The following is a 23,492-nucleotide window of genomic DNA, read 5'->3' as shown; positions in this document are numbered from 1 at the left end:
GCGAAATTTGGAGCGGGAAACGAGACTCGAACTCGCGACCCCGACCTTGGCAAGGTCGTGCTCTACCAACTGAGCTATTCCCGCATAATCTTCGACTGTTTATTTGCTGCTGCGTTAGCTGCCTTCACTCGCACAGGTCACTTACTGAAGTAAGCTCGCTGTGACTCGTTCAGTCGCCGCCTTGCATCAAATGAACATGCTCGATTCTGTATTTCGCTGTACTGCTCCGTGCCGCATGAAATTCTTCACCGGTACGGGGTGCGCATTATACGAGAAATCCTTTCAGTCGCAAGAGTCTAAAAGCAAAATTTTGCGCTTTCCGCGCGATCGCTGCTTTAATCGACAACCTGATGATTTCCTGCGCACCCACAGTCGATTAAAGCTGCAAGAAGTGTTCGCGGTAGTACGCCAGCTCTGCGACAGATTCACGAATATCATCCAGCGCCTGATGGCTGCCAGACTTTTTAAAGCCTGGAAGAATGTCTGGTTTCCAGCGGCGCGCCAGCTCTTTCAATGTGCTGACGTCGAGATAGCGATAGTGGAAATAGGCTTCGAGTTCAGGCATGTACTTAAACAGGAAGCGACGATCCTGACCGATGCTGTTGCCACAAATCGGTGAGGTATTCGCCGGCACCCACTGTTTCAGAAATTCAATGGTGGCCAACTCCGCCGCGCGGTCGTCGTGCTGGCTGGCCTTCACCCGCGCCACCAAACCACTGTTGGTATGGGTACGCACGTTCCAGTCATCCATCAGCGCGAGCTGCTCGTCAGATTGATGCACGGCGAACACCGGCCCTTCCGCCAGGATATTGAGGTTAGCATCGGTGACGATAGTAGCGATCTCAATAATGCGATCGCGTTCCGGATCCAATCCGGTCATTTCGAGGTCGATCCAAATCAGATTGTTTTCATTGCCAGCTGTCATGCGTTTCCCGCCTGTTGCCAAAGTCGTCATTAAACTCATTTCAGGTGTATCATAGACGTTTTGCCCAACAGGGCGAAGCCTGGCGAAAGCCGTGAGAGGATGCGTGAGTAAAAACAAACTGTCGAAAGGTCAACAACGTCGCGTAAGCGCCAACCATCAGCGTCGTCTGCAGCAACGGAGTGAAAAGCCGGAGCCGGATGATAGCCTGTTTGGAGAAGCGGCTGATGGCGTGGTGATCAGCCGTTTCGGCATGCACGCAGACGTGGAAGATAGCGCGGGCGTTGTTCATCGCTGTAATATCCGCCGCACCATTCGATCGCTGGTCACCGGCGATCGCGTATTGTGGCGCGTGGCGATTGGCGGCGGCAAAGGGATCGTCGAAGCGGTACACGATCGTAAAACGGTACTAACGCGGCCCGACTTCTATGACGGCGTGAAACCGATCGCCGCTAACATCGATCAGATCATCATTGTTTCGGCGATCCTGCCGGAACTGTCGCTTAACATCATCGATCGTTACTTGGTTGCCAGTGAAACCCTCGGCGTTGAGCCGCTGCTGGTGCTCAACAAAATCGATTTGCTCGATGCTGAAGGCCGCGCGTTTGTCGACGAACAGATGGAGATCTATCGCAATATTGGTTATCGCGTATTAATGGTTTCCAGCCATGCCAAAGATGGTTTGGTTGAACTGGAAAGCGCCTTAACCGGTCGCGTGAGTATCTTTGCTGGTCAATCCGGCGTCGGCAAATCGAGCCTGTTGAACAATTTGCTTGGCCTGGAGTTAGCGGGCGATGAGATTCTGACCAACGATGTCTCAAACGTTTCTGGTTTGGGTCAGCACACCACCACCGCTTCCCGTCTCTATCACTTTCCGGCAGGCGGCGATGTGATCGATTCACCGGGCGTGCGTGAGTTCGGCTTGTGGCATCTTGAGCCGGAGCAGGTGACGCGCGGATTTGTCGAATTCCGCGAATACCTCGGCAGCTGCCGCTTCCGCGACTGTAAGCATGATACCGATCCTGGCTGCGCCATTCGCCAAGCGGTAGAAGAAGGTAAGATCGATATCTCCCGCTTCGATAACTACCATCGAATTCTGGAGAGCATGGCGCAGGTAAAAACGCGTAAAAACTTTTCCTCAGACCAGGATTAACGCGTACAACGGCACATTCGCCAACGAGCTGGGGCGCTGCTACAATCCGCCCCCTTTTTGTTAACGACACGTAATTAAGCCAGGAGGCAACGGTGTTTGATCGTTTTAAACTCGGCCTGAATCATATTTTGCCTAAAAAAGGGCTCACCGAACTCGCCGGTTGGGGCGCTAGCCGTCGGGGTGGCTGGCTCACTAAAGCGGTCATCGATATCTTTGTCTGGTACTACAAAGTGGATATGGCGGAAGCCAGCAAGCCTCATACCAGCAGCTACCGCACCTTTAATGACTTCTTCGTGCGTCCGTTAAAAGAGGGTGCACGTCCCATCGATCCTGATGCCTCCTTGCTGGCGCTGCCAGCCGATGGCGCAATCAGCCAGCTTGGCCGCATTGCAGGCGATCAGATCTTCCAGGCCAAAGGCCACACTTACAGCCTGCAGGCGCTGCTGGCGGGTAATGACGATCTGGCGGATCAATTCATCGACGGCGAGTTTGTTACTACTTACCTTGCTCCGCGCGATTATCATCGCGTCCACATGCCATGTAACGGCATCCTGCGCGAAATGATCTATGTGCCAGGCGATCTCTATTCGGTCAATCCGCTGACCGCACGCAATATCCCCAATCTGTTTGCGCGTAACGAGCGCGTGATCTGCGTATTCGATACCGATCACGGCCCAATGGTGCAGATCCTGGTCGGTGCCACCATCGTTGGCAGCATCGAAACCGTGTGGGCAGGTACCATAACGCCGCCGCGCGAGGGTGTGATCAAACGCTGGCGTTATCCTTCTGCCGATCATGACGGTGCGGTGGTGCTGCTAAAAGGCCAGGAAATGGGACGTTTCAAGTTGGGTTCAACGGTCATCAACCTGTTCGCGCCTAACCGCGTGAAGCTGGCGGAAAGCCTCGAAGCCGAAAGCAAAACTCGCCTCGGTCAGCCGCTGGCCATCGCCCTGCCTCAACCGGGCAACAGCGTCCCTCTTAGCGAATAACCCGGAATCTCTCCCGTGCGCGTTTTCCTCCTTCTGCTGCTGAGCCTGGTGCTCAGCAGTTCTGTATTGGCAGCGACCATTCCGCAATCCAGCCAGCTTCAGCAGGAACTGGATGCGGCTAAATCCGCCAAAAACTCACCCGCGCAAACCGAACAGGTGCAGGCGCTGGAAGCGGCAATCAATTTCCTCAATGAGCGCAATGAGTCTCTGGAGCGCGCAAAGCAATATCAGCAGGTGATTGATGATTTTCCACGCATGGCGCGGGAACTCCGTCAGCAGATCGCCACGCTCACCGACAGCAGCAAGTCGGTGCGTAGCAATATGAGCAGCGCCGAGCTGGATCAGGAGTTACTGCAGGTTAGCAGCCAACTGCTGGAGGAAGGCCGTCAGGCGCAGCAGGAGCAAGACCGCGCGCGCGAAATCAGCGATTCACTTTCGCAGCTGCCGCAGCAGCAAACGGACGCACGCCGCGCAATGACGGAAAGCGATCGTCGGGCGCAGAACACCTCAGCGGCTACCACGCCGCTGGCGCAGGCGCAGATATACGTGCGTCAGGCAGAAAATGCCGCGAACAAGGCGCGCGTTGATGAATTGGAACTGGCTCAGCTCTCCGCCAATAATCGCCAGGAGCTGGCGCGCATGCGTGCCGAAGTACATCAGCGCAAAGCCACCCAGCTGGATAACTATTTGCAGGCGCTGCGTAATCAGCTTAATAACCAGCGCCAGCGCGAAGCCGAGCTGGCGCTGGAGCGCACCGAGCAACTGGCTGAAAACAGCGGCGATATGCCGAGTTCAATCAGCGATCAGTTCCGCGTTAACCGCGAGTTGTCCGCAGACCTCAATCAGCAAGCGCAGCGCATGGATCTGGTCGCTTCGCAGCAGCGGCTTGCCACCAATCAGACTTTGCAGGTACGTCAGGCGCTCAGCACGCTCCGCGAGCAGTCGCAGTGGCTGGGAGCATCAAATCTGTTAGGCGAGGCGCTGCGTGCGCAGGTGGCGCGTCTGCCAGAGATGCCAAAATCGCAGCAGATCGATAGCGAGATGGGCCAGCTGCGCGTGCAGCGGCTGCATTACGAGGATCTGCTTGAGCGTCAGCAGGAACTGCGTAAAGCAAAGCAGGATGACGGCTCACCGTTCAGCAGTGAACAAACCCGCATTCTTGAAGCCCAGCTAAAAACCCAGCGCGAGTTACTGAATTCACTGATTTCTGGCTGCGATACGCTGATTCTGGAAATTACCAAGCTTAAGGTTTCCAACACACAGTTGCAGGATGCGCTGGCGGAAGTCAAAGATGCCACGCATCGTTACCTGTTCTGGACCGCTGACGTTAACACCATCGGCCTGAATTTCCCGGTAGAGATGGCGCAGGATCTTAAGCGTTTACTGTCGCTGGACACCGCTGGCCAGCTCGGCAAAGCGCTGGCGATGATGTTCACCAATCGCGAAACCGTGTTGCCGATTATTGGTGCGGTGCTACTGGTTGGCTTCAGCATCAGCTCACGCCGTCACTACAACGCCTTTATGCAGCGTTCCGCCAGCCGCGTCGGTAAAGTCACGCAAGACCGCTTCAGCCTGACGCTACGTACCGTATTTTGGTCGATTTTGGTGGCGGTACCGCTGCCGGTGCTATGGGCGGCACTCGGTTATGGTTTACAGCATGCCTGGCCCTATCCGTTCGCCGTGGCGATTGGCGATGGCATTACCGCCACACTGCCGTTGCTGTGGGCCTTTATGATCAGCGCCGCCTTTGCCCGTCCGGATGGTTTATTCGTGGTGCATTTCCGCTGGCCACAGGCGCGCGTAGCGCGGGCAATGCGCTATTACTCGCTGTCGGTTGGCTTGATTGTGCCGCTCATCATGCTGCTGATCGCCTTCGCCAATCTCGACGATCCGCAATTCTCAGGCACGCTGGGACGCATCTGTTTCATCCTGATTTGTGGCGCGCTGAGTATTGTTACCGTCAGCCTGAAACGTGCCGGCATTCCGCTTTATCTGGATAAAGAGGGCAACGGCGACAATTTTGTTAACCGCATTCTGTGGAACCTGATGATTGCCTTGCCGCTGGTTGCCGCTTTCGCCTCTTGCATCGGTTATCTCGCCACGGCGCAGGCGCTGCTGGCACGTCTGGAAACGTCGGTGGGCATCTGGTTCTTCCTGCTAGTGATTTATCACATCATCCGCCGCTGGATGCTGATTCAGCGCCGTCGCATCGCCTTTGACCGCGCGCGACAGCGTCGCGCCGATATGCTGGCCAACCGTGCACGCAGTGAAGAAGAGAAAGAGCAGTCAACGCCCGCGAATGCCGACACCATCGAGATTGATGAGCCGAGTATTGACCTGGATGAGATCAGCGCGCAGTCGCTGCGCCTGGTGCGTTCCATTCTCACGCTAATTGCCTTGGTTTCGGTGATTGTGCTGTGGTCTGAAATTCACTCGGCGTTTAGCTTCCTTGATAACATTCCGCTGTGGAACGCCAGCACCACGATTCAAGGTGTTGATAGCGTGCAGGCGATTACGCTGGGCGCGGTGCTGATTGCCATTCTGGTACTGATCATCACCACCCAGCTGGTGCGTAATATGCCTGCTTTGCTCGAGCTGGCGCTGTTACAGCATCTTAGCCTGGCGCCAGGCACCGGCTACGCGATTACCACCCTGACCAAATATGCGCTAATGCTGATTGGTGGCCTGATTGGCTTCTCGATGATGGGGATTGAGTGGTCGAAGCTGCAGTGGCTGGTTGCCGCGTTAGGTCTGGGGTTAGGCTTCGGGATGCAGGAGATATTCGCCAACTTTATCTCCGGCCTGATTATCCTGTTTGAGAAACCGATTCGTATCGGCGATACCGTGACTATTCGCGATCTGACCGGCAGTATTACCCGCATCAACACCCGCGCCACCACCATTACCGACTGGGACCGCAAAGAGATCATTGTGCCGAATAAGGCGTTCATTACTGAGCAATTTGTTAACTGGTCGCTGTCGGATTCGGTCACCCGTGTGGTGCTGACGATTCCGGCTCCTGCCCGCGTAAACAGTGATGAAGTCACCAACATCCTTAAACAGGCAGCCGATCGCTGTACCTATGTGCTTGATATGCCGGCACCAGATGTGTTCCTGGTCGATTTGCAGCAAGGTATCCAGCTGTTTGAACTACGCGTGCATGCTGCGGAGATGGGACATCGCATGCCGCTGCGCCATGAACTGCATCAGCTAATTCTGCGCGGCTTTGAAGAGCACGGCATTGAGATGCCATTCCCACCGTTCCAGGTGCGTATGGAAACGCTGGGAAAGCAAAACCCCGCCAGCAACGGTGCGCCCGCCAATAAGACCTTCAAATCTGGCGGATTATAAAAACCAAACGCCCGGCTAAGACCGGGCGTTTTTTATTGCCGCTCAGCGTGCATCACTTCACAAACTCTTCGCCCTGCGCGATATCTTTCTTCAGCGTTTCCAGCATGCCGTTCAGCGCTTGCTGTTCGAAAGCACTCAGCGTGCCAAGCGGACGACGCTCAACAATGCCGTTTTTACCCAGCAGCAGCGGCTGTGAGAAGAAACGGGCGTATTCGCCATCGCCTTCTACATAGGCGCACTCCACGACATTGGCTTCGCCTTGCAGCGCGCGAATCAGCGACAGACCGAAACGTGCCGCCGCTTGCCCCATCGATAGCGTCGCCGATCCGCCACCGGCTTTGGCCTCCACCACTTCGGTGCCCGCGTTCTGAATACGTTTGGTGAGATCCGCGACTTCCTGCTCGCTGAAGCTTACGCCTTTCACCTGTGACAGCAGCGGCAAAATGGTCACGCCCGAATGCCCGCCCACCACTGGCACGTCAATCTCGTTAGGTTGCTTGCCTTTCAGCGCCGCCACAAAGGTATTGGCGCGGATAATATCAAGGGTCGAAACGCCAAACAGGCGGTTCTTGTCATATACGCCCGCTTTCTTCAACACTTCGGCCGCAATCGCCACCGTGGTGTTGACTGGATTGGTGATGACGCCAATCAGCGCTTTAGGCGCGGTGCTGGCAACCTGTTCAATCAGGTTACGTACGATACCGGCGTTAACGTTAAACAGGTCGGCACGATCCATGCCCGGTTTACGTGCCACACCGGCTGAGATCAGCACTACGTCAGCGCCGTGTAGCGCTGGCGTCGCATCTTCACCGCTGAACCCTTCAACGGTTACGGCAGTAGGAATATGGCTGAGATCCACCGCGACACCCGGGGTTACCGGAGCGATATCATAAAGTGAGAGTGCTGAGCCTGCGGGTAATTGCGTTTTAAGCAGTAGTGCGAGTGCCTGGCCAATACCACCAGCGGCACCGAGAACGGCAACTTTCATCCTGAACTCCTTATTAAGGTGGGGCAGAGATATGCCGAAAATCCATCAGGTTACGAGTTTAATCAACTTCTCAGGCGATAGCGACTAAACCTGTCGCGCACTTAACATCACGCCGCAATCGGCTCCCGAGACATCTCTACTTCAGAAGTCGCCTGAATGATACATTCGCAGCCAGAAGACAATGGACGGCAATGATCATCAATATTTTTGTTACCACCTCAATAATATAACAACATTGCAACCTTCGCTTTGCGCGCCAACCCGCGATTTTGGCGTGCCGAAAAACTCTGGTATGATCTCGCCCCCGCAGGTCATTACCGCGATTCTCTCATCAGACTCATTGCATAAAAATTCATCTAAATGCATAATAATTTATCTGCTGCGGGCCTGTTGCCTGTTGCAACCCTCTTTTTATTGGTAGCTTATGCGAAACCCATCAAAACAAGACGACCTGATTAAGGCGTTCAAAGCCTTATTGAAGGAAGAGAAATTCAGCTCTCAGGGCGAAATCGTGCAGGCGCTGCAGGAAGACGGCTTCGAGAACATCAACCAGTCGAAAGTTTCTCGTATGCTCACCAAGTTCGGTGCAGTGCGTACTCGTAACGCCAAGATGGAAATGGTTTACTGTCTGCCCGCTGAGCTTGGTGTTCCTACTACCACCAGCCCGCTGAAAAATCTGGTGCTTGATATCGACTACAACGATGCGTTGGTGGTCATTCATACCAGCCCGGGCGCTGCGCAACTGATTGCACGCCTGCTGGATTCGCTCGGCAAAGCCGAAGGCATCCTCGGTACCATCGCCGGTGATGACACCATCTTTATTACGCCCGCACGCACCTTCTCGGTAAAACAGTTGTACGACGCGATTCTGGTTTTATTCGAACAAGAGCTATAAAACCCTGCAGATTACCGGCAGTTCGACTGCCGGTATTATTCCCCTTCTCACCCCTTTTTTAACCAATCTGTCACAAATCCCTTTGTAAATAATAAGTTATCCATATACCCAGCGGTTATCTGCACCCTCCAAAATTGGTACGACCTTTGCTCCTGCTTAACCTAATGCGCTATTTTACACTGCTTTACATTACGTGCTCAGTGTCATTCCCTTCTCATTGCGTATCAGCCAGCGAGATCAACCACGATCTTTCGCACTAAAAGATAATTTGATGTAGATCATTGTTTTTACTTTGAAATAACCGCCTCTGGTTAAGATCCAGGCGTTTTTTATAACTTCAGGTTCTAAAAAAGTGCCATAAGGATAAAGAATTACAACCAAACATTATTAGCTGGATATTAATTTCATGGGTGATTAGATCTATACTTAGTTTCGTGATGCAAATCACACGAAAGAAAAAGATAAAAATAGACGACGAGGAAAAATATCATGAACGTTAAAACCACTATCGCAACTTTAAGCATTCTCTCTGCTCTGTCATTTGGTGCTTTTGCAGCAGATTCTATCAACGCCGAACAGGCCGCGAATCTGCAACCCGCAGGCACCATCAGCGTCAGCGGCGTGGGCGGTTCTCCAATGGATATCCGTCAGCAGCTTAACGATAAAGCCGATCAGCAGGGCGCGAAAGCTTACCGCGTGATCGAGGCGAACACCGGTGACAGCTATCACGCTACCGCTGAATTGTACAAATAAGTTACTGATTCAAGACGCAATGTGAACGGCGACCCGTTTGAGACGCTTTTGCCTCTCAGGTTGCCAGCCCAAATTTCAGGAGAGTGAATCATGAAAACCAAATTAGCTATCGCAGTACTGAGTCTGGCTTCTGTTCTGTCTTTCGGCGCAAGCGCCGCGAGCCTGGTCTCTAACGAGCAAGCTGAACAGCTGCAATCACTGAATCAAACCATCAGCGTGAGCGGTGTAGACGGCGACCAGACCAATGTACGTCAGGAACTGTCACAGAAAGCTGATGCTCAGGGTGCCAGCCATTACCGCATCATTGAGAACAATCGTGGTGATACCTTCCACGTCACTGCTGAACTGTACAAATAATCAATAATCAAACGTCCGGCGCCCAATACGCGCCAGGCAATAGATCGACGACCCGCCTCCCCCTTTTATGCCGCAGGTTGTTGATTAAACGAGGAGAAAATTATGAAAATCAAAACAACCATCGCAACTGCTAGCCTGCTTTCCCTGCTCGCCTTTGGTGCTTCTGCAGCACAACTGGTCACCGAACAACAGGCGCAGAATCTGCAACCTACCGGCAGCACTATTTCAATCAGCGGAACCGGCGGTTCGCCAATGGATTATCGCGCTGAACTTTCTCAGAAAGCCGATGCGCAAGGCGCCAGCGCTTATAAAGTGATTGAAGCCAAAACCGGCGACAGCTATCACATGACCGCTGAGCTGTATAAGTAATTCCTCGTCAGTTAAGACGAACCCTTTGGCCCCGCTCGCCGGGGCCCTTTTTTACTTTACATTGAAGCGGAGCTGGCCTTCCAGCTCCTCTTCTGCTTCATCAAATAGCAGAATCAAGGCGCCATACCGGCGTTTCTGCCCTTTCCCCAGATTTACAAACTCAATCTCCAGCGGTAGCGGCAGCTGCTCACCGATAATCGCGCCCCAAAGATCGTCGAGATCGTTGATGGCGAGATCGGCAAGAAAAAAACGATCGCTAAACTGTCGGAAGAAATGGGCTTGATCGACAATTTCGTCGAAATCGAAACGCTCGGTTCTCATCATGACGCCCTCATAATTGCAGCGACTAAGCCAGTCCACCCAGATGCAGCGCTTTCACTTCCAGATACTCTTCCATCCCCAGCGCCGAACCTTCACGTCCTAGCCCAGACTCTTTCACTCCGCCAAACGGTGCCAGCTCGGTGGAGACCGCACATTCGTTAATACCGATCATGCCCGCCTCCAACGCCGCCGATACGCGGAACACGCGCTGTAAATTCTGCGTGTAGAAATAAGCCGCCAGACCAAACTCAGTATTGTTGGCGCGTTGAATCACCTCTGCTTCATCATCGAAACGGAAGCATGCTGCCACCGGGCCAAACGTCTCTTCCTGGGCCAGCTTCATCTCTTCATGGGCTTCAGTGATAACGGTGGGTTGCCAGAAATTGCCGCCAAGCGGATGGCGTTCACCGCCGACCAGCAGTTTGCCACCTTTACTCAACGCGTCTTTGACGTGTTCCTCGACTTTCTCCAGCGCTGATTTTTCAATCAGCGGCCCGACAATAACGCCCTCTTCCACGCCGTTACCCACTTTGAGTTTGCCAACGGCCTCTGCCAGCTGGTTGACGAAGCGATCGTAGACGGCGTTATGCACATAAAAGCGGTTGACGCTAACGCATACCTGCCCGGCATTACGAAATTTATTGGCAATGGCGCCCTGTACCGCCGCATCAATATCAGCGTCATCAAACACGATGTAAGGTGCATTGCCGCCGAGTTCCATTGAGACTTTTTTCATGGTTTCCGCAGCGTTGCGCATCAGCGTTTTCCCCACGGCAGTTGAACCGGTGAAGGAGATTTTACGCACCACTTTGCTTGCCATAATGGCGTCACTGATCGCATGCGTATCACCCGCGACCGCATTCAGCACGCCATCCGGCACCCCGGCTTTCTGCGCCAGCGCCAGCAGCGCAAAGGCGCTCAGCGGGGTGTTATTGGCAGGTTTGATGATGCCAGTACAACCGGCAGCCAGCGCGGGACCGAGTTTGCGCGTCAGCATCGCCATCGGGAAATTCCACGGCGTGATAGCCGCCACCACGCCAATCGGTTCGCGCGTCGCCAGAATGCGCGAGCCCGCTTTAGCGGGCGGGATAATTTCGCCGTTGGCGCGTTTCGCCTGCTCGGCAAACCACTGAATAAAGCTGGCGGCGTATTCCACTTCGCCTTCGGCTTCTTTGAGCGGTTTGCCCTGCTCGGCCGTCATCAACTGGCCCAGCCAGCTTTTGTTTTCGATAATCAGCTGATACCAGCGATTGAGGATGTCGGCACGCGCCTTGGCGGTTTTATCGCGCCAGGCGGGAAACGCACGCTGTGCGGCGGCAATCGCCTGTTCGGTTTCCTGTTTACCGGCTTTCGCTACCTGTGCTAAAACGTCGCCGGTGGCAGGATTAGTGACCTCAAAGGTTGCGCTAGCGTTGTGCCATTGGCCATCGGCGAAATAGCCCGTCTTGAACAATTCATGTTGTTGCAGGGAGGTGGACATCAGTTTTCTCCAGTCAGTTTACGTCCTGTCAGGAAAGTATAGATGCCAATAAGAGAGGTTTTTGTGTCAGCGTGGGATCAACAAGGCCGCTGCGCGCTGCAGCGGCCAGTTTCAGATTTGTATTAAGGTGTTCTGATACTTATCCAACATCAGCGCCAACCGCTTCACCGGTTCGGTAACGTTGATGGGAGCAGAATAGTGCTGCAGCTTCTCTTGATAAACGTCTAGCTCCTGCAGCAAACGCTGGAAGTAATAGCGGCGCTTATCATCGCTGGTGGCTGAAATTATGCTATCCGCCGTATGGCGTAACTGACGATGATAGGCCGACAGATCAGCATTCACCGGCACTTCCGCATTGCGCAGGCGTTGATGCCCAATAATCAGCGTCAGCGCAATGCGATACTTATCGATATCGCCAGGGAAAAGATTGAGCAGCAAGAACAGTTGCTGATACAGCGCCGGCAGATGATTTTCACGGCGACGCGCCTGATTAGTCGTCAGCGCCGCGACGGCAGCATACATAAAGCGGTTCAGCAATTTACGTCCGGTACGCGCTTTGGATTTATCGCGAATCAGTAAAATCACCATCATCGCCACAAAGCAGCCAATCACCTGGCCCAGCACGTTATCGAGGAACACGTTGAACTCGAACTTCATCGGGTTATCCAGCACCAGCACATTCAGGGTACCAATCAGGGCACCCAGCGTACCAAGCTGGCGACGCTGCACGAAGATGCCGCCGATAAAGCCCAGCGCGCCGATGGCAATACACAACAGCAGTGCACTTTGCTGCGTGGCGGGCAGAATAAAAACGAAGTAGAGCGCGCCAAGCGGCACGGCTACCGTCATTCCGTAGAGGAAGTCTTTGGCCATCAGCAGCGGATTGGGCATGCGCATCGCTAGCGCGGTAATCACCGCCAGCATGACCATACAACCACTTCCCGAGGTCCAGCCGGTATACAACCAGAACAGTGAACCCAGCGCGGTCGCCACAAAAGTGCGCACGCCGTTGATCATTGCATGATGGGTTTCAGCTGAACGCGCCTGAATCACCACTTCACGCTGCAAAATATTCTCTTCTAAGGTGGTGATACGGCTGTTACTTTTTACCCCATTGATCAGTAAAAAATATTCCGTCGCCGCGCCAACCCAACTCGCCAGCGTCACCGGGACAGCTTTACTGCTGACGCCAATTAAACGCCGCATTACCTTCATGCGCTTATGCACATCGTCGACGCTATTGACCTCTTTTTCGATCAATAAACGGTAGTGCGGTGGAATGTATTCCGGGCGCGAGTTCTGAATCAGGAAGGTTTCGGCGGCCTGAGTGATCATCGTCAGCGATAAGGTGTTGAGCATTTGCAGGCGGCGACTGGCATTTTTCCAGCGTGAAGATTCCATCATCAGCTGACTTCGCATGCCGCTGAGTGCCGTGGTGCGACGCACTAACGCGCTCCAGGCTTTATCGACTTCCTCTTTATCCTCATGCGCTACGCACATTTGCAATAGCTTGTAGTGCGCCACTAGCAGCACATCCACTTCCTGCTCAATCACTTTTTTGATCGATCGCGGTGAGAACAGCATGTCGGCGAGAATGGCACACAAAATACCGATGACGATTTCACTGCAGCGCTCAACCGCATATTGCGGCGCCAATGTTAAGCCACCGCTGGCATCGGCGGTAACCACAATGATCAGCGCGGTGTAACCGGCAAGACCGAGCGCGTAAGAGTTTTCAACTTTGATCAGCGAAGAGAGCCAGACGCACATGCCCGCCCACATGCAGCAGATCAGCAACATGACCACCGGCGCACGCACCGTGGCAATCATGATTGTAAGCGCAGCGATACAGCCAATGAAGGTACCGATGATGCGCAGAATGCCGCGATAGCGCAGTGCGCCAGAGTAGGGATCGCCCCCCGCAGCAAAAGCGGTACCGCCGGCCACAATGCCGGCGGTCATTACCGCCCAACGCGGCGTTTCCAGATTGAAGTGAAAGCCAATCATCAACGCTGCGACCAGCGCGAAGGTCAGCTTCACCGGGAAACGCAAAAACTCAATCATAACGCCCTCGCTTAACCAAACTCACGCAGGCGATTGAACAACTGCGCCATCGGGGAGACTTTGGTTTCGCGATCCTGGGCGCCAGTGATCACCACCGTCGCGGTGGTCCCCGCTGGGAAGCGATTACCCGGCTGATCGTCAAGACGAATGCGCACCGGCACACGCTGCGCCAGGCGCACCCACTCCAGATTCGAGTCGATGGTCGCCATGCCTTTGCTGTCGCTGGTGCTGCTGCTGTTGGTGACGCCCGCAGCAATACTGTCGACAGTGCCGCGCAACACGACATTGCTGCCCAGCGGCGTAATTTGCGCGCGGAAGCCCGGACGCACGCCATCCAGCTTGGTCTCTTCCATGTACGCCAGCACATAGAAGGAGTGCTGCTGTACCAGCGCAACAGCGACGGAACCGCGCGTGATGAACTCACCCTGGTAGACATTGAGGTTGGTGACCCAGCCATCAGATGGCGCTTTGATGGTGGTGCGATCGAGGTCGATCACCGCCAAATCGCGTGTTGCCACCGCTTTGGCCAGCTGATGTTCGCTGGTTTGCAGATCGTTGTTGGATTGCTCGATCGCTTCACGCGACATGGCGCTGGTACCCAACTGATTACGGCGGCTGGCTTCGCGACGTTTTTCACTCACCAGCGCCTGGTAATATTCAACATCGGCCTGGGCTTCATCCAGCGCTTTTTGGTAGCGTGGACGATCCACCACAAACAGGGTGTCGCCTTTTTTCACCAGTTGGTTGTCATGCACCGGCACGTCAGTAATGATGCCGGTGACGTCAGGCGAGATCGCCACTACATCGGCGGAGAATTTAGCATCACGCGTCCACGGTGATTCGGTGTAGAACACCCATGCGCGGAAGATGATCACGATAGCGATGATAACCAGCAGGAGCGTAATCGCGTATCGCGCGATTTTTCTTATTAGCGCTTTCACTTAAAAACCTCAGACGAATAAACGGGATACAAGGTAAAACACACAGCAATACAACGCTGTGTTAAACAGTGCTGGATGCCAAACCAGATCGTAGATCCCGCTCGGTGTTAGCACGCGTTTCACTAGCCAGAACAGCGCCAGCGAAACCAAGAGTTCAACGAAGATGGGCGGAAAAGACAGCCCGAATACGACAAATACCGGAAGCACACTCATTTCGGATCCTTAGTTCGACCTTGCCGGATTGCACCGATACCGACCCACATGCGGTTGAGCACGTTGGCTTTACGATCAGGGGAAGACGGATAAACTGATGGCAACATTCAGGCCGCGTTGAGCTAATCATAGCGTATCATCGGGTTAACACAGCCGTGTTCAGGTGCAGTGAAGAGACCCAGCGCGCGTATAGTAACGCGCTTGACTATACGTTTTCTACATATTGTGAGCTAAATCACTTTTTAGCCAGAGTAAACAATGGATCGACTTAAAAGCATGTCCATTTTCGCCAAAGTGGTTGAATTGGGCTCATTTACCGCCGCAGCACGTCAGCTTCAGCTTAGCGTTTCGTCGATTAGCCAGATTGTTGCCAAACTGGAAGATGAGCTGCAGGTCAAATTGCTCAATCGCAGCACGCGCAGTATTGGCCTGACCGAAGCCGGGAAAATCTACTATCAAGGCTGCCGCCGCATGCTGGCCGAGGCATCACAGGTGCACGAGCAGCTTTACGCCTTTAATAACACGCCGATTGGCATTCTGCGTATCGGTTGCTCATCAACCATGGCGCAAAATGTTTTATCGGCCATGACCAGCGAAATGTTACGCGAATATCCCGGCTTGAGCGTCAATCTGGTCACCGGCATTCCGGCACCGGATTTGATCGCCAACGGTTTAGATCTGGTGGTACGCGTGGGTGCCTTACAGGATTCAAATCTGTTTTCACGCCGCCTGGGTGCGATGCCGATGGTGGTGTGCGCGGCCAAAAGTTATTTGGCGCAGCACGGTACGCCAGAGAAACCTGGCGAGATTGATAACTTTTCATGGCTTGAATACAGCGTGCGGCCAGATAACACCTTCGAGCTGGTCGCACCGGAAGGGGTGGTGACTCGCCTCACGCCACAGGGCCGTTTCGTGACCAATGATTCGCAAACGCTAATTCGCTGGCTGAAAGCCGGGTGTGGTATCGCTTATGTACCGCTAATGTGGGTGATTGATGAGATTAGCGCCGGCGAAATCGATATTCTGTTCCCGCAATATCACTCTGAGCCGCGCCCGGTGTATGCCCTCTATACCGAGAAGGATAAGCTGCCGCTCAAAGTGCAGGTGTGTATTGATTATCTGACCGAATATTTCAGGCAGGTGGCGCAGCAGTATCAGCAGCATCGCAAGGGGTAATGATGGATGCCTACCAGGTCGCCATTAATGGCGACCCCGCGGCGTAGGGTGCGCATTTATGCGCACCACATCTCTTTCAGAAGATTAAGCCGTACCACCCACAGTGATTTTATCCAGCTTCAGCGTTGGCTGACCCACGCCCACTGGCACGCTCTGACCTTCTTTACCGCACACGCCGACGCCTTTATCCAGCGCCAAATCGTTGCCGACCATTGAGATCTGCTGCATCGCTTCAATACCGGAGCCAATCAGCGTTGCGCCTTTCACCGGTTTGGTCACTTTGCCGTTCTCGATCAAATAGGCTTCTGACGTCGAGAACACGAATTTACCGGACGTGATATCCACCTGTCCGCCACCGAAGTTAGGTGCATAAATGCCATATTCCACGCTTTCGATGATCTCTTGCGGCGTCGATTTACCGGCCAGCATGTAGGTATTGGTCATCCGCGGCATCGGCAGATGCGCATAGGATTCGCGACGACCGTTGCCGGTTGGATTCACCCCCATCAGCCGCGCATTCAGCTTGTCCTGCATATAGCCTTTCAGCACACCGTTTTCAATCAGCATATTGTACTGACCCGGCACGCCTTCATCATCGACGGCCAGCGAACCGCGCAAACCTTCTAGGGTGCCATCGTCAACCACAGTACATAGCTCTGACGCCACCAGCTGGCCCATTTTGCCGCTAAACACCGAGGTAGCACGGCGGTTGAAGTCACCTTCCAGACCGTGACCCACGGCTTCATGCAGCAGCACACCCGGCCAACCGGCACCCAGTACCACCGGCAACATACCGGCTGGCGCCGCAACGGCAGACAGATTCACCAGCGCCATACGTACCGCTTCACGCGCCCATGCATCGGCACGCACATCGCCGCTCTCATCGGCGAGGAAGAATTCATAACCGGTACGCGCACCGCCACCGCTTGAGCCGCGCTCGCGTTTGCCCTGGTCTTCCACTTGCACGCTGATGGAAAGTCGCACCAGTGGACGAATATCTGCCGCCAACGTACCGTCGGTTGCCGCGACCAGCACCTGCTCGTAAACCCCGCTCAGGCTGGCATTCACTTCCTGCACGCGTGGATCGGTAGCGCGCGCCACTTTATCGACGCGGTGCAACAACGCAATTTTGTCCTCACGCGTCAGACTATCCAGCGGATTGACCGGCGCATAAAGCGAACGATTCATTACCGCCGACAAGGTATGGGCTTTACCGTTACCTTGCTCGCGCACGATACTGCGCGCGGCCTCGGAAGACTGGCGCAGCGCATTCAGGGAAATCTGGTCTGCATAAGCGAAACCGGTTTTCTCTCCGCTCACGGCGCGCACGCCTACGCCTTGATCGATATGGTAGGAACCATCTTTAATAATTTTGTCTTCCAGCACCCAGGATTCGTGGAAACTGGACTGGAAATAGAGATCGGCATAATCCAGACGACGTTCTGAAAGCTGCCCTAACAGGGAATAAAGGTCCTGCTGATTAATGCTGTTCGCAGTTAGCAACTGCTCACTTACCAGATTCAGAGTCATCGTTTCTCACTCATTATGTGCTCGGATAGTCATAGCCTGCGGCAATTACCCGACGGCGTCAAATTCACTTCTTATCGTCTTCGCGCGGTTTGCGCAGCACTTCATTGATTTCCGGCTTATCCAGCGGTCCGCTAATGTGATAACGCAGCAGTGAAATCTTGTTCCACAGCGGCCCCAACACTTTACTGGCGGCAAACACCGCAGCACCAATCACCGGATTGACCACGAAGGCGGTTGCCACGCCGACTGAAGCGGAGATTTCGGGTGCGATCACCGCCTCCATATCAATCTGACGCTTCACCAGATCAATATTGCCCTTCATGGCGATATCCGCCTCGAGCCCATCCACCAGCAGGTTATCGGTACGCATCACACCGTTTTCAATCCACGCGGTACCGTTGATTGAATCGAAATAGAAGCCATCATTGAAGGTGTCGCTGAAATCGAAACGCAGCTTACGCAGTAAGGCATCAAAACTGAACAGACGTAACAGCTGCCCGGCGCGGCCGGTATTCACATCCGCAATCTGCCCTTTGCCAAAGTGGCTTTTCAGCGTACCGCTTAGCGTCTCTTCTGATGGCTGCCACGGCGCAGAACGCCAATGCAGATCGTAATCCACCTTGAACGGCGCATCGCGCAGCGGCGTGTTCATACCAAACCAGTTGGCAGCATCATTAATATTCTTACCGCTCAGGCTACCTTTCAAGGAGGTGCGTTGATCGGCAGGTTTATTCACCCATTCGCCCGCCACATTGAGCTTCGAGCTGCCGGAATCAATTGACCCGTTAGTAAGTGCTAACGTATCTCCCTGTGGCTGCAGCTTCGCCTGCATGTGGCCAAACTTCTGCCCACGCAGCCAGCACTCATCACAATTGAGCTGCAATGCGGGCCAGCTGCTGAAATTGATGTTGCTGCTGCCACCGCTAAACGGCGAGGATTTATCGTCGTTTTTATCGGCCCATTCTGGATTGTAGTAAAGATAGCTGAGGTCGATCTGCCAGGGGGCATGCTGCGCTGTCTGCAAGCTGCCGCGCGCTTCACGGCTTTCCAGCTGTAAGCGCGTATTACCGCTTGGGCCCTGGGTAATCGTCGCGTTAACGTCGTGCCACTGCTGGCCACCCAGCATCAGCGACGGCGTGCGGAGAATGAAATCACCCGGCAACAGCGCGCCGCCCACTTCAGGTTCGCCCTGCGCGTTACGTGAACCGCCCGCACCTGCCAGTAATCCCATCCAGGCTTCACCGTCCAGCGCGGGAAGGTTCAGCTCCATGCCACGATTTTCAGGCAGCTTTGGCGTGCTTTTCGCATCGTTAAGCCAAATACCCCGATCGACACGCAGCTGTGGTTCCAGCAGCCAGCGACTGTTGAAACGATGCTTATCGTGCACGCTACCGCTGAGGGTAAAGCCTTTCAGGTCACCGTTGGCGTTAATGGTAATCGGCATCGCTTCACCGGCGGGTTTATCCAATGGAGCAGGTAAGTGACTGCTTACTGTTTTGCCATCACCTTTCAGTTCCACCTTGTAACTCGCGCCACCTTTATGCGGCAGCGTGATATCGACATTGCCCTGCCACGGCAATGAGCCGCTCAGCTGTCGCGCAATGCCTGCCGGCAGCATTTTCAATTTGCCTGGCTGCCAGTCGCCCAACAGCTTAACGTTAACGCCAAAGTCGTCCGGATTTTCCTGGGTACTAAAACTCACGCCCGTTGGTTGCCCGAACCAGGTTGCCTGCATCTCTTCGCTTTCAAGATTGCCGTTGTTATAACGGAATCGCCCGGTAAGGTTGTTCAGCGTGGTATTTAATGGCTTGATATGCAGACTGTTATTGTTCATCACCACGTTACCGCTGGCGTGCACCTCTTCACCATCCAGAGGAATATCAAGGTTCAATGAGCCACGCACCTTGCCACCAATCTGCAGTTGCTGCAGCGCCGCGCCCAATGTCGATTTCAGCGGCGTTTGCTCGAAATAGCCCGCGATCTGTTGACCTTCCCCACTGATATCGCCATCAATAATCAGCTTCTCTTTCAGGTAATCCGGAATCACCGCACTGACGTTACGTGCATCCACGTCGCCGAGCCGGGTTTTCTCCGCCTTCATCCATAACCCGTTGTTGAGGAAATCGAGATTGATATCGAGGTTTTCTAATGCTGGCCAGCCGGGCTGGAACGCGAAGGTGGCGTTGCGCAGCGGCACCCAAACTTCAAACATGCCGTCATTGTGCTTGAACGGGAAGAGCGATGGATCACCCGCAAACAGCAGCGTGGCGTTATCCACCTGCCCGCCTTTAATCGCGGTACTGAGATAGTGGGTAAGGTCGTGTCCCATTAACTGTTGCGGGAAATAGCGCCAGGCATCGCCAGCATCAGTGACGCGAATCCCAGCGAGAATATCAAGCCGGGGCGCTTTGCCGAGATTTTGCTGATAGCGGAAGTCGCCGCGCGCCCATAGCGAACGCGCCTGCACATCAAGCTGCTGACCGTCCAGCGTTAAGCCGTTAGCATCGCGCTGCCAGTTGAGTTTGCCGGTAATCTGCTTAATCTGCAGCGGCGCCTGGAACATATCACCGTATGGCACGTCGGCCTGGCCCATCGCCACGTCCAGCTGGCCATTATTAAGGCTGCCGCTGGCGCTACCGCTGAGGTTACTGATTCCCGGTAGGAGCTCCCACTGTTGCCAGGCAAGGTCGTGCCATTTTACCTGTAAGCGCGTTTGCTCTGGCTGCTGTAAAGGAATATCCAGTGCTAGCGCATCAATGTGCCCGCGCGGCTGCAGCGAACGCCAGTTTTCCAGCAAGGTCGGAGAAAGCGGAGCAAACAGCGGCGCGATAGGCGCCAGACGTTCAAGATCGAGTTGGGTTGCACGCACGCGGACTTCCGGCGAACTGTTAGCGCCGAGCATCTGCTTATCTTCCGGCTTCCAAAGCAGAGAGAAATGCCCTGGCGCCCACGCGATGCTGTCAGTGCTCAAACGCGTTTGCGGCACCGAAAGACTCCAGCCGTTCTGGAAGCGCGATAGATGTGCCGTTAAGCCATCAACCTGCAGCTGATGATCGCCCTGCTCGCCGCGCCAGCGTGCGCCGCCTTTATTCAGCAGCAGATCGCCGGCATAAACCTCACCATCACGCAAATTTACCCACGCGGCGAGACTGAAGCGCGCGCTTTCGAGGCTGGTATTATCGCGCAACCACGGCCCAATCCACGGGCGCACATCAACATCATCGGCTTGCATCCAAATGCGACCATCGCTAAGCAAGCCGTTGTTATCATTGAGATCGAGCCGTACCTGCACCACGCCATGCTGACCGGTAAAGCTAGAGAGGCTCACTTCGCCTTCGGCACGATGGCGCATATCTTCGTTAAGCCAGGTCAGGCGGGGAATCGCCAGCTCGGCATGTTGGCCGGACGGCGTTAGGAAACGGATGCTGCTATCACGCAGATCGAAGTGGTCAAACTGGCGCAGGAACAGATCGTTAATTTGCCCAGGCTTGAAGCTGTTTTTTTGTTTATCACTGGTGAGCAACGGCTGGTTGGTTGCAAGATGCAGTTGCCAAAAGGTGAGATCGCGGAACTGCCAGCGCCAGTGCAACAGCGATTGCCAGACGTTGAGCGCCAGGTTGACGCGGCCGATGGTAAGTTGGCCATCTTCCTGCATCGAAATGTTGAGATCGCGCACCTGTAGCGTGGGTCCGAAATTCTCCCATTTTCCCTGCAGTTCGCTAGCATCCACCGTAACGCCGCTGACGCGGGAGATCGTCTGCAGAATATCGCTGCGATAACTGTTGAGGTGCGGCATCACGAGGCGCAGCCCGCTGACCAGCAGCGCCACAATAACGATGATTGCGGCGAGCAGCAGTAACAAAATCCTCGGCAACCGCCTCACACACCTCTCCTTGCTGTCCGTTGGCTTACGGAGCGAAACCTCACGATTACATCATAACGACATCAAACTGCTCTTGGGTATAGAGCGGTTCAACATGGACTTTGACCTGCTTGCCGACGAAGATTTCCACTTCCGCCAGCGCGTGTGACTCTTCGCCCTTCAGCGCGTCGCCCACCGCCGGTGAAACGTACACCAGGAAACGGTCAGAATCGTAAGCGTGATGCACACGCACAATTTCACGCATGATCTCATAACACACGGTTTCCACCGTTTTTAGCGTGCCGCGTCCTTTACACACCGGGCAATCCGCGCACAGCACATGTTCAATACTTTCACGCGTGCGTTTGCGCGTCATCTCCACTAAACCGAGCGCAGAGAAGCCATTAATGCCGGTTTTTACCCGATCTTTGCTCAGCGCACTCTCTAACGAATGCAACACGCGACGCCGATGTTCGTCATTACTCATGTCGATGAAATCGATAATGATAATGCCGCCGAGATTACGCAGCCGCAGTTGACGCGCAATAGCTTGCGTCGCTTCAATGTTGGTGTTGAAGATGGTTTCGTCAAGATTGCGGTGTCCGACAAAGGCACCCGTGTTGATATCCACCGTGGTCATCGCTTCGGTTTGATCGATGATCAGATAGCCGCCGGATTTTAACTCCACCTTGCGCTCAAGCGAGCGCTGGATTTCATTCTCAACGTCAAACAGATCAAAAATCGGCTGCTTGCCGCTGTAGAGCTCGAGCTTGCTGGCCATTTCCGGAATGTATTCGCTGGTGAATTCCACCAGCAAATCGCAGGTCAAACGCGAGTCGACGCGAATGCGATCCAGCGCCGCGCCAGCGAAATCACGCAGTACGCGCTGCGCTAACGCCAGTTCACCGTACAGCAGACAGCGCGTCTGATTGCGCTTTTTACGCTCGCTGACTTTGGTCCATAAACGCTTCAGGAAGGCGGCATCCTGCGCCAGCTCTTCGGACCCAATGCCCTCCGCGGCAGTACGAATAATAAAGCCGCCCAGGTCGTCGCAATAAGCCGCGACCACCGCTTTCAGGCGCTCGCGCTCGGCTTCCGTTTCGATACGCTGCGATACGCCAACGTGTGAAGCGCCGGGCATAAACACCAGATAGCGCGAAGGCAAAGTAATGTCGGTAGTAAGACGCGCACCCTTGGTGCCAAGCGGATCTTTAACCACCTGCACCATCAAGTCCTGGCCGGGCCGCACCAGTTCGCCGATGTCGCGCACCACAAAATTTTTCTTCTCATCACCCGCCACGCATTCGGTGTGCGGCATGATATCGGAGGCGTGTAGAAAGGCGGCTTTTTCCATGCCGATATCGACAAACGCCGCCTGCATACCCGGCAAGACGCGACTGACGCGTCCTTTATAGATGTTTCCCACGATGCCGCGTCGTGCTTCGCGCTCAATGTGGATTTCCTGCAGAATGCCGCCATCAATGTAGGCAACACGGGTTTCCGAAGGTGTCACATTTACCAGCAGTTCAGCCGTCATCTTGTCCCCTTAACGCCCGCAGTGACTGAAAATGGCTCAGCAGCTCGCTGGTTTCAACCAGTGGCAATCCCACTACGGCATGATAACTTCCATTAATCTTGCGGACAAAGTTGCCGCCAAGGCCCTGTATTCCGTACGCGCCGGCTTTATCCATCGGCTCGCCGCTGGCAATATAGTGCGAAATTTCTTCCGCTGACATCTTGCGAAAGGTCACGTCGGTGGTCACCAGGCAGTCCAATTCACGCTGGGTATCGGCCAGTGCCACAGCCGTCATCACCTGATGGGTTTGTCCCGACAGCTTGCTCAGCATTGCGGCGGCATGCGCGGCGTCCTGCGGTTTTTCCAGTACTTCGCCATTTAGCACCACAATGGTATCGGCCCCGAGAACCGGCAGATCCTGCGGCGCCACCGCAACGCCCGCGCGCGCCTTATCGGATGCCAGACGACGCACGTAAGCCTCAGCCGCTTCTTCTGGCTGGCGCTGCTCTTCGACATGGGTTATCAGGCGTTCAAATTGCAGACCAAGCTGCGTTAACAGCTCACGTCGACGCGGTGAACCGGATGCGAGGTACAGGGTAATCATAGTATTCC

The 23,492-nt window shown here is 54.5% G+C and carries 19 protein-coding genes and 1 tRNA gene; 8 read left to right on the top strand and 12 right to left on the bottom strand.

What is annotated here, in order from left to right; all coding sequences use genetic code 11:
• Nucleotides 1-8 precede the first annotated feature (8 nt).
• Nucleotides 9-84 (bottom strand) — tRNA-Gly (locus AAGR08_RS01260).
• Nucleotides 85-376: 292 nt separating this feature from the next.
• A complete protein-coding gene (gene orn / locus AAGR08_RS01255; RefSeq protein ID WP_097095877.1) occupies nt 377-925 on the bottom strand; it encodes an oligoribonuclease in 549 nt (182 codons plus the stop codon).
• Between the two features lie 103 nt (nt 926-1,028).
• Between orn and rsgA the strand changes: the two genes are divergently transcribed.
• From rsgA to mscM, 3 genes are all read left to right on the top strand, one after another.
• Entirely contained in the window at nt 1,029-2,075 is a 1,047-nt protein-coding gene (gene rsgA / locus AAGR08_RS01250; protein WP_345828133.1) for a small ribosomal subunit biogenesis GTPase RsgA, read from the top strand.
• A gap of 92 nt (nt 2,076-2,167) precedes the next feature.
• Nucleotides 2,168-3,064 carry an archaetidylserine decarboxylase gene (asd, locus tag AAGR08_RS01245; RefSeq protein ID WP_345828131.1) on the top strand — a complete coding sequence of 299 codons (897 nt, stop codon included), beginning with the start codon at nt 2,168-2,170 and terminating at the stop codon, nt 3,062-3,064.
• Nucleotides 3,065-3,079: 15 nt separating this feature from the next.
• A complete protein-coding gene (gene mscM / locus AAGR08_RS01240) occupies nt 3,080-6,415 on the top strand; it encodes a miniconductance mechanosensitive channel MscM (protein WP_345828129.1) in 3,336 nt (1,111 codons plus the stop codon).
• A gap of 52 nt (nt 6,416-6,467) precedes the next feature.
• Here the strand turns inward: mscM and mdh are convergent, their stop codons facing one another.
• Nucleotides 6,468-7,403, bottom strand: a complete 936-nt coding sequence (gene mdh, locus AAGR08_RS01235) for a malate dehydrogenase (protein WP_345828127.1) — start codon at nt 7,401-7,403, stop codon at nt 6,468-6,470.
• Nucleotides 7,404-7,827: 424 nt separating this feature from the next.
• On the opposite strand from mdh, the gene argR reads away from it, so the two are divergent.
• From argR to yhcN (AAGR08_RS01215), 4 genes are all read left to right on the top strand, one after another.
• The gene (argR, locus tag AAGR08_RS01230) at nt 7,828-8,298 is read left to right on the top strand and encodes a transcriptional regulator ArgR (protein ID WP_008101964.1); all 471 of its coding nucleotides are present in this window, start codon (nt 7,828-7,830) and stop codon (nt 8,296-8,298) included.
• A gap of 489 nt (nt 8,299-8,787) precedes the next feature.
• Entirely contained in the window at nt 8,788-9,051 is a 264-nt protein-coding gene (gene yhcN / locus AAGR08_RS01225) for a peroxide/acid stress response protein YhcN (protein ID WP_097095872.1), read from the top strand.
• Nucleotides 9,052-9,141: 90 nt separating this feature from the next.
• Entirely contained in the window at nt 9,142-9,408 is a 267-nt protein-coding gene (locus AAGR08_RS01220; protein ID WP_097095871.1) for a YdgH/BhsA/McbA-like domain containing protein, read from the top strand.
• Nucleotides 9,409-9,510: 102 nt separating this feature from the next.
• Nucleotides 9,511-9,777 (top strand): peroxide/acid stress response protein YhcN, encoded by a 267-nt coding sequence (gene yhcN, locus AAGR08_RS01215; protein WP_097095870.1) that lies wholly within the window; start codon nt 9,511-9,513, stop codon nt 9,775-9,777.
• A gap of 51 nt (nt 9,778-9,828) precedes the next feature.
• On the opposite strand, the gene AAGR08_RS01210 is transcribed toward yhcN (AAGR08_RS01215), so the two are convergent.
• The 5 genes from AAGR08_RS01210 to aaeX all read right to left on the bottom strand — a co-directional run bounded on the left by AAGR08_RS01210 (nt 9,829) and on the right by aaeX (nt 14,796).
• The gene (locus AAGR08_RS01210) at nt 9,829-10,098 is read right to left on the bottom strand and encodes a hypothetical protein (protein WP_097097640.1); all 270 of its coding nucleotides are present in this window, start codon (nt 10,096-10,098) and stop codon (nt 9,829-9,831) included.
• 25 nt (nt 10,099-10,123) lie between these two features.
• The gene (locus AAGR08_RS01205; protein WP_345828122.1) at nt 10,124-11,578 is read right to left on the bottom strand and encodes an NAD-dependent succinate-semialdehyde dehydrogenase; all 1,455 of its coding nucleotides are present in this window, start codon (nt 11,576-11,578) and stop codon (nt 10,124-10,126) included.
• 111 nt (nt 11,579-11,689) lie between these two features.
• Nucleotides 11,690-13,642, bottom strand: coding sequence for a p-hydroxybenzoic acid efflux pump subunit AaeB (gene aaeB, locus AAGR08_RS01200; RefSeq protein ID WP_345828121.1), 1,953 nt, complete (start codon nt 13,640-13,642; stop codon nt 11,690-11,692).
• 11 nt (nt 13,643-13,653) lie between these two features.
• Nucleotides 13,654-14,583 (bottom strand): p-hydroxybenzoic acid efflux pump subunit AaeA, encoded by a 930-nt coding sequence (aaeA, locus tag AAGR08_RS01195; RefSeq protein ID WP_097095867.1) that lies wholly within the window; start codon nt 14,581-14,583, stop codon nt 13,654-13,656.
• A 9-nt stretch (nt 14,584-14,592) separates the two neighbouring features.
• Complete coding sequence (gene aaeX / locus AAGR08_RS01190) at nt 14,593-14,796, bottom strand: p-hydroxybenzoic acid efflux pump operon protein AaeX (RefSeq protein WP_007891984.1); 204 nt, start codon at nt 14,794-14,796, stop codon at nt 14,593-14,595.
• Nucleotides 14,797-15,054: 258 nt separating this feature from the next.
• Between aaeX and aaeR the strand changes: the two genes are divergently transcribed.
• Nucleotides 15,055-15,972: an HTH-type transcriptional activator AaeR gene (aaeR, locus tag AAGR08_RS01185; protein WP_345828119.1), complete on the top strand. Its 918-nt coding sequence runs from the start codon at nt 15,055-15,057 to the stop codon at nt 15,970-15,972.
• An 84-nt stretch (nt 15,973-16,056) separates the two neighbouring features.
• Here aaeR and tldD read toward each other — a convergent pair whose 3' ends face one another.
• The 4 genes from tldD to AAGR08_RS01165 all read right to left on the bottom strand — a co-directional run bounded on the left by tldD (nt 16,057) and on the right by AAGR08_RS01165 (nt 23,484).
• Entirely contained in the window at nt 16,057-17,502 is a 1,446-nt protein-coding gene (gene tldD / locus AAGR08_RS01180) for a metalloprotease TldD (protein ID WP_097095865.1), read from the bottom strand.
• A gap of 64 nt (nt 17,503-17,566) precedes the next feature.
• Complete coding sequence (gene yhdP, locus AAGR08_RS01175) at nt 17,567-21,385, bottom strand: AsmA2 domain-containing protein YhdP (RefSeq protein ID WP_345828118.1); 3,819 nt, start codon at nt 21,383-21,385, stop codon at nt 17,567-17,569.
• A gap of 46 nt (nt 21,386-21,431) precedes the next feature.
• On the bottom strand, nt 21,432-22,901 hold the full coding sequence (gene rng / locus AAGR08_RS01170) for a ribonuclease G (protein ID WP_097095863.1): 1,470 nt from the start codon (nt 22,899-22,901) through the stop codon (nt 21,432-21,434).
• Nucleotides 22,891-23,484 carry a Maf family protein gene (locus tag AAGR08_RS01165; protein ID WP_097095862.1) on the bottom strand — a complete coding sequence of 198 codons (594 nt, stop codon included), beginning with the start codon at nt 23,482-23,484 and terminating at the stop codon, nt 22,891-22,893. Before AAGR08_RS01165 ends, rng begins: the two co-directional genes overlap by 11 nt.
• Between the last annotated feature and the right edge of the window lie 8 nt (nt 23,485-23,492).

The organism is Pantoea sp. BRR-3P, assembly GCF_039621635.1.
Lineage (GTDB): Bacteria > Pseudomonadota > Gammaproteobacteria > Enterobacterales > Enterobacteriaceae > Pantoea > Pantoea floridensis.
Note: the sequence above shows the minus strand (reverse complement) of the source record. Positions and strands in the feature narration are given on the sequence as shown.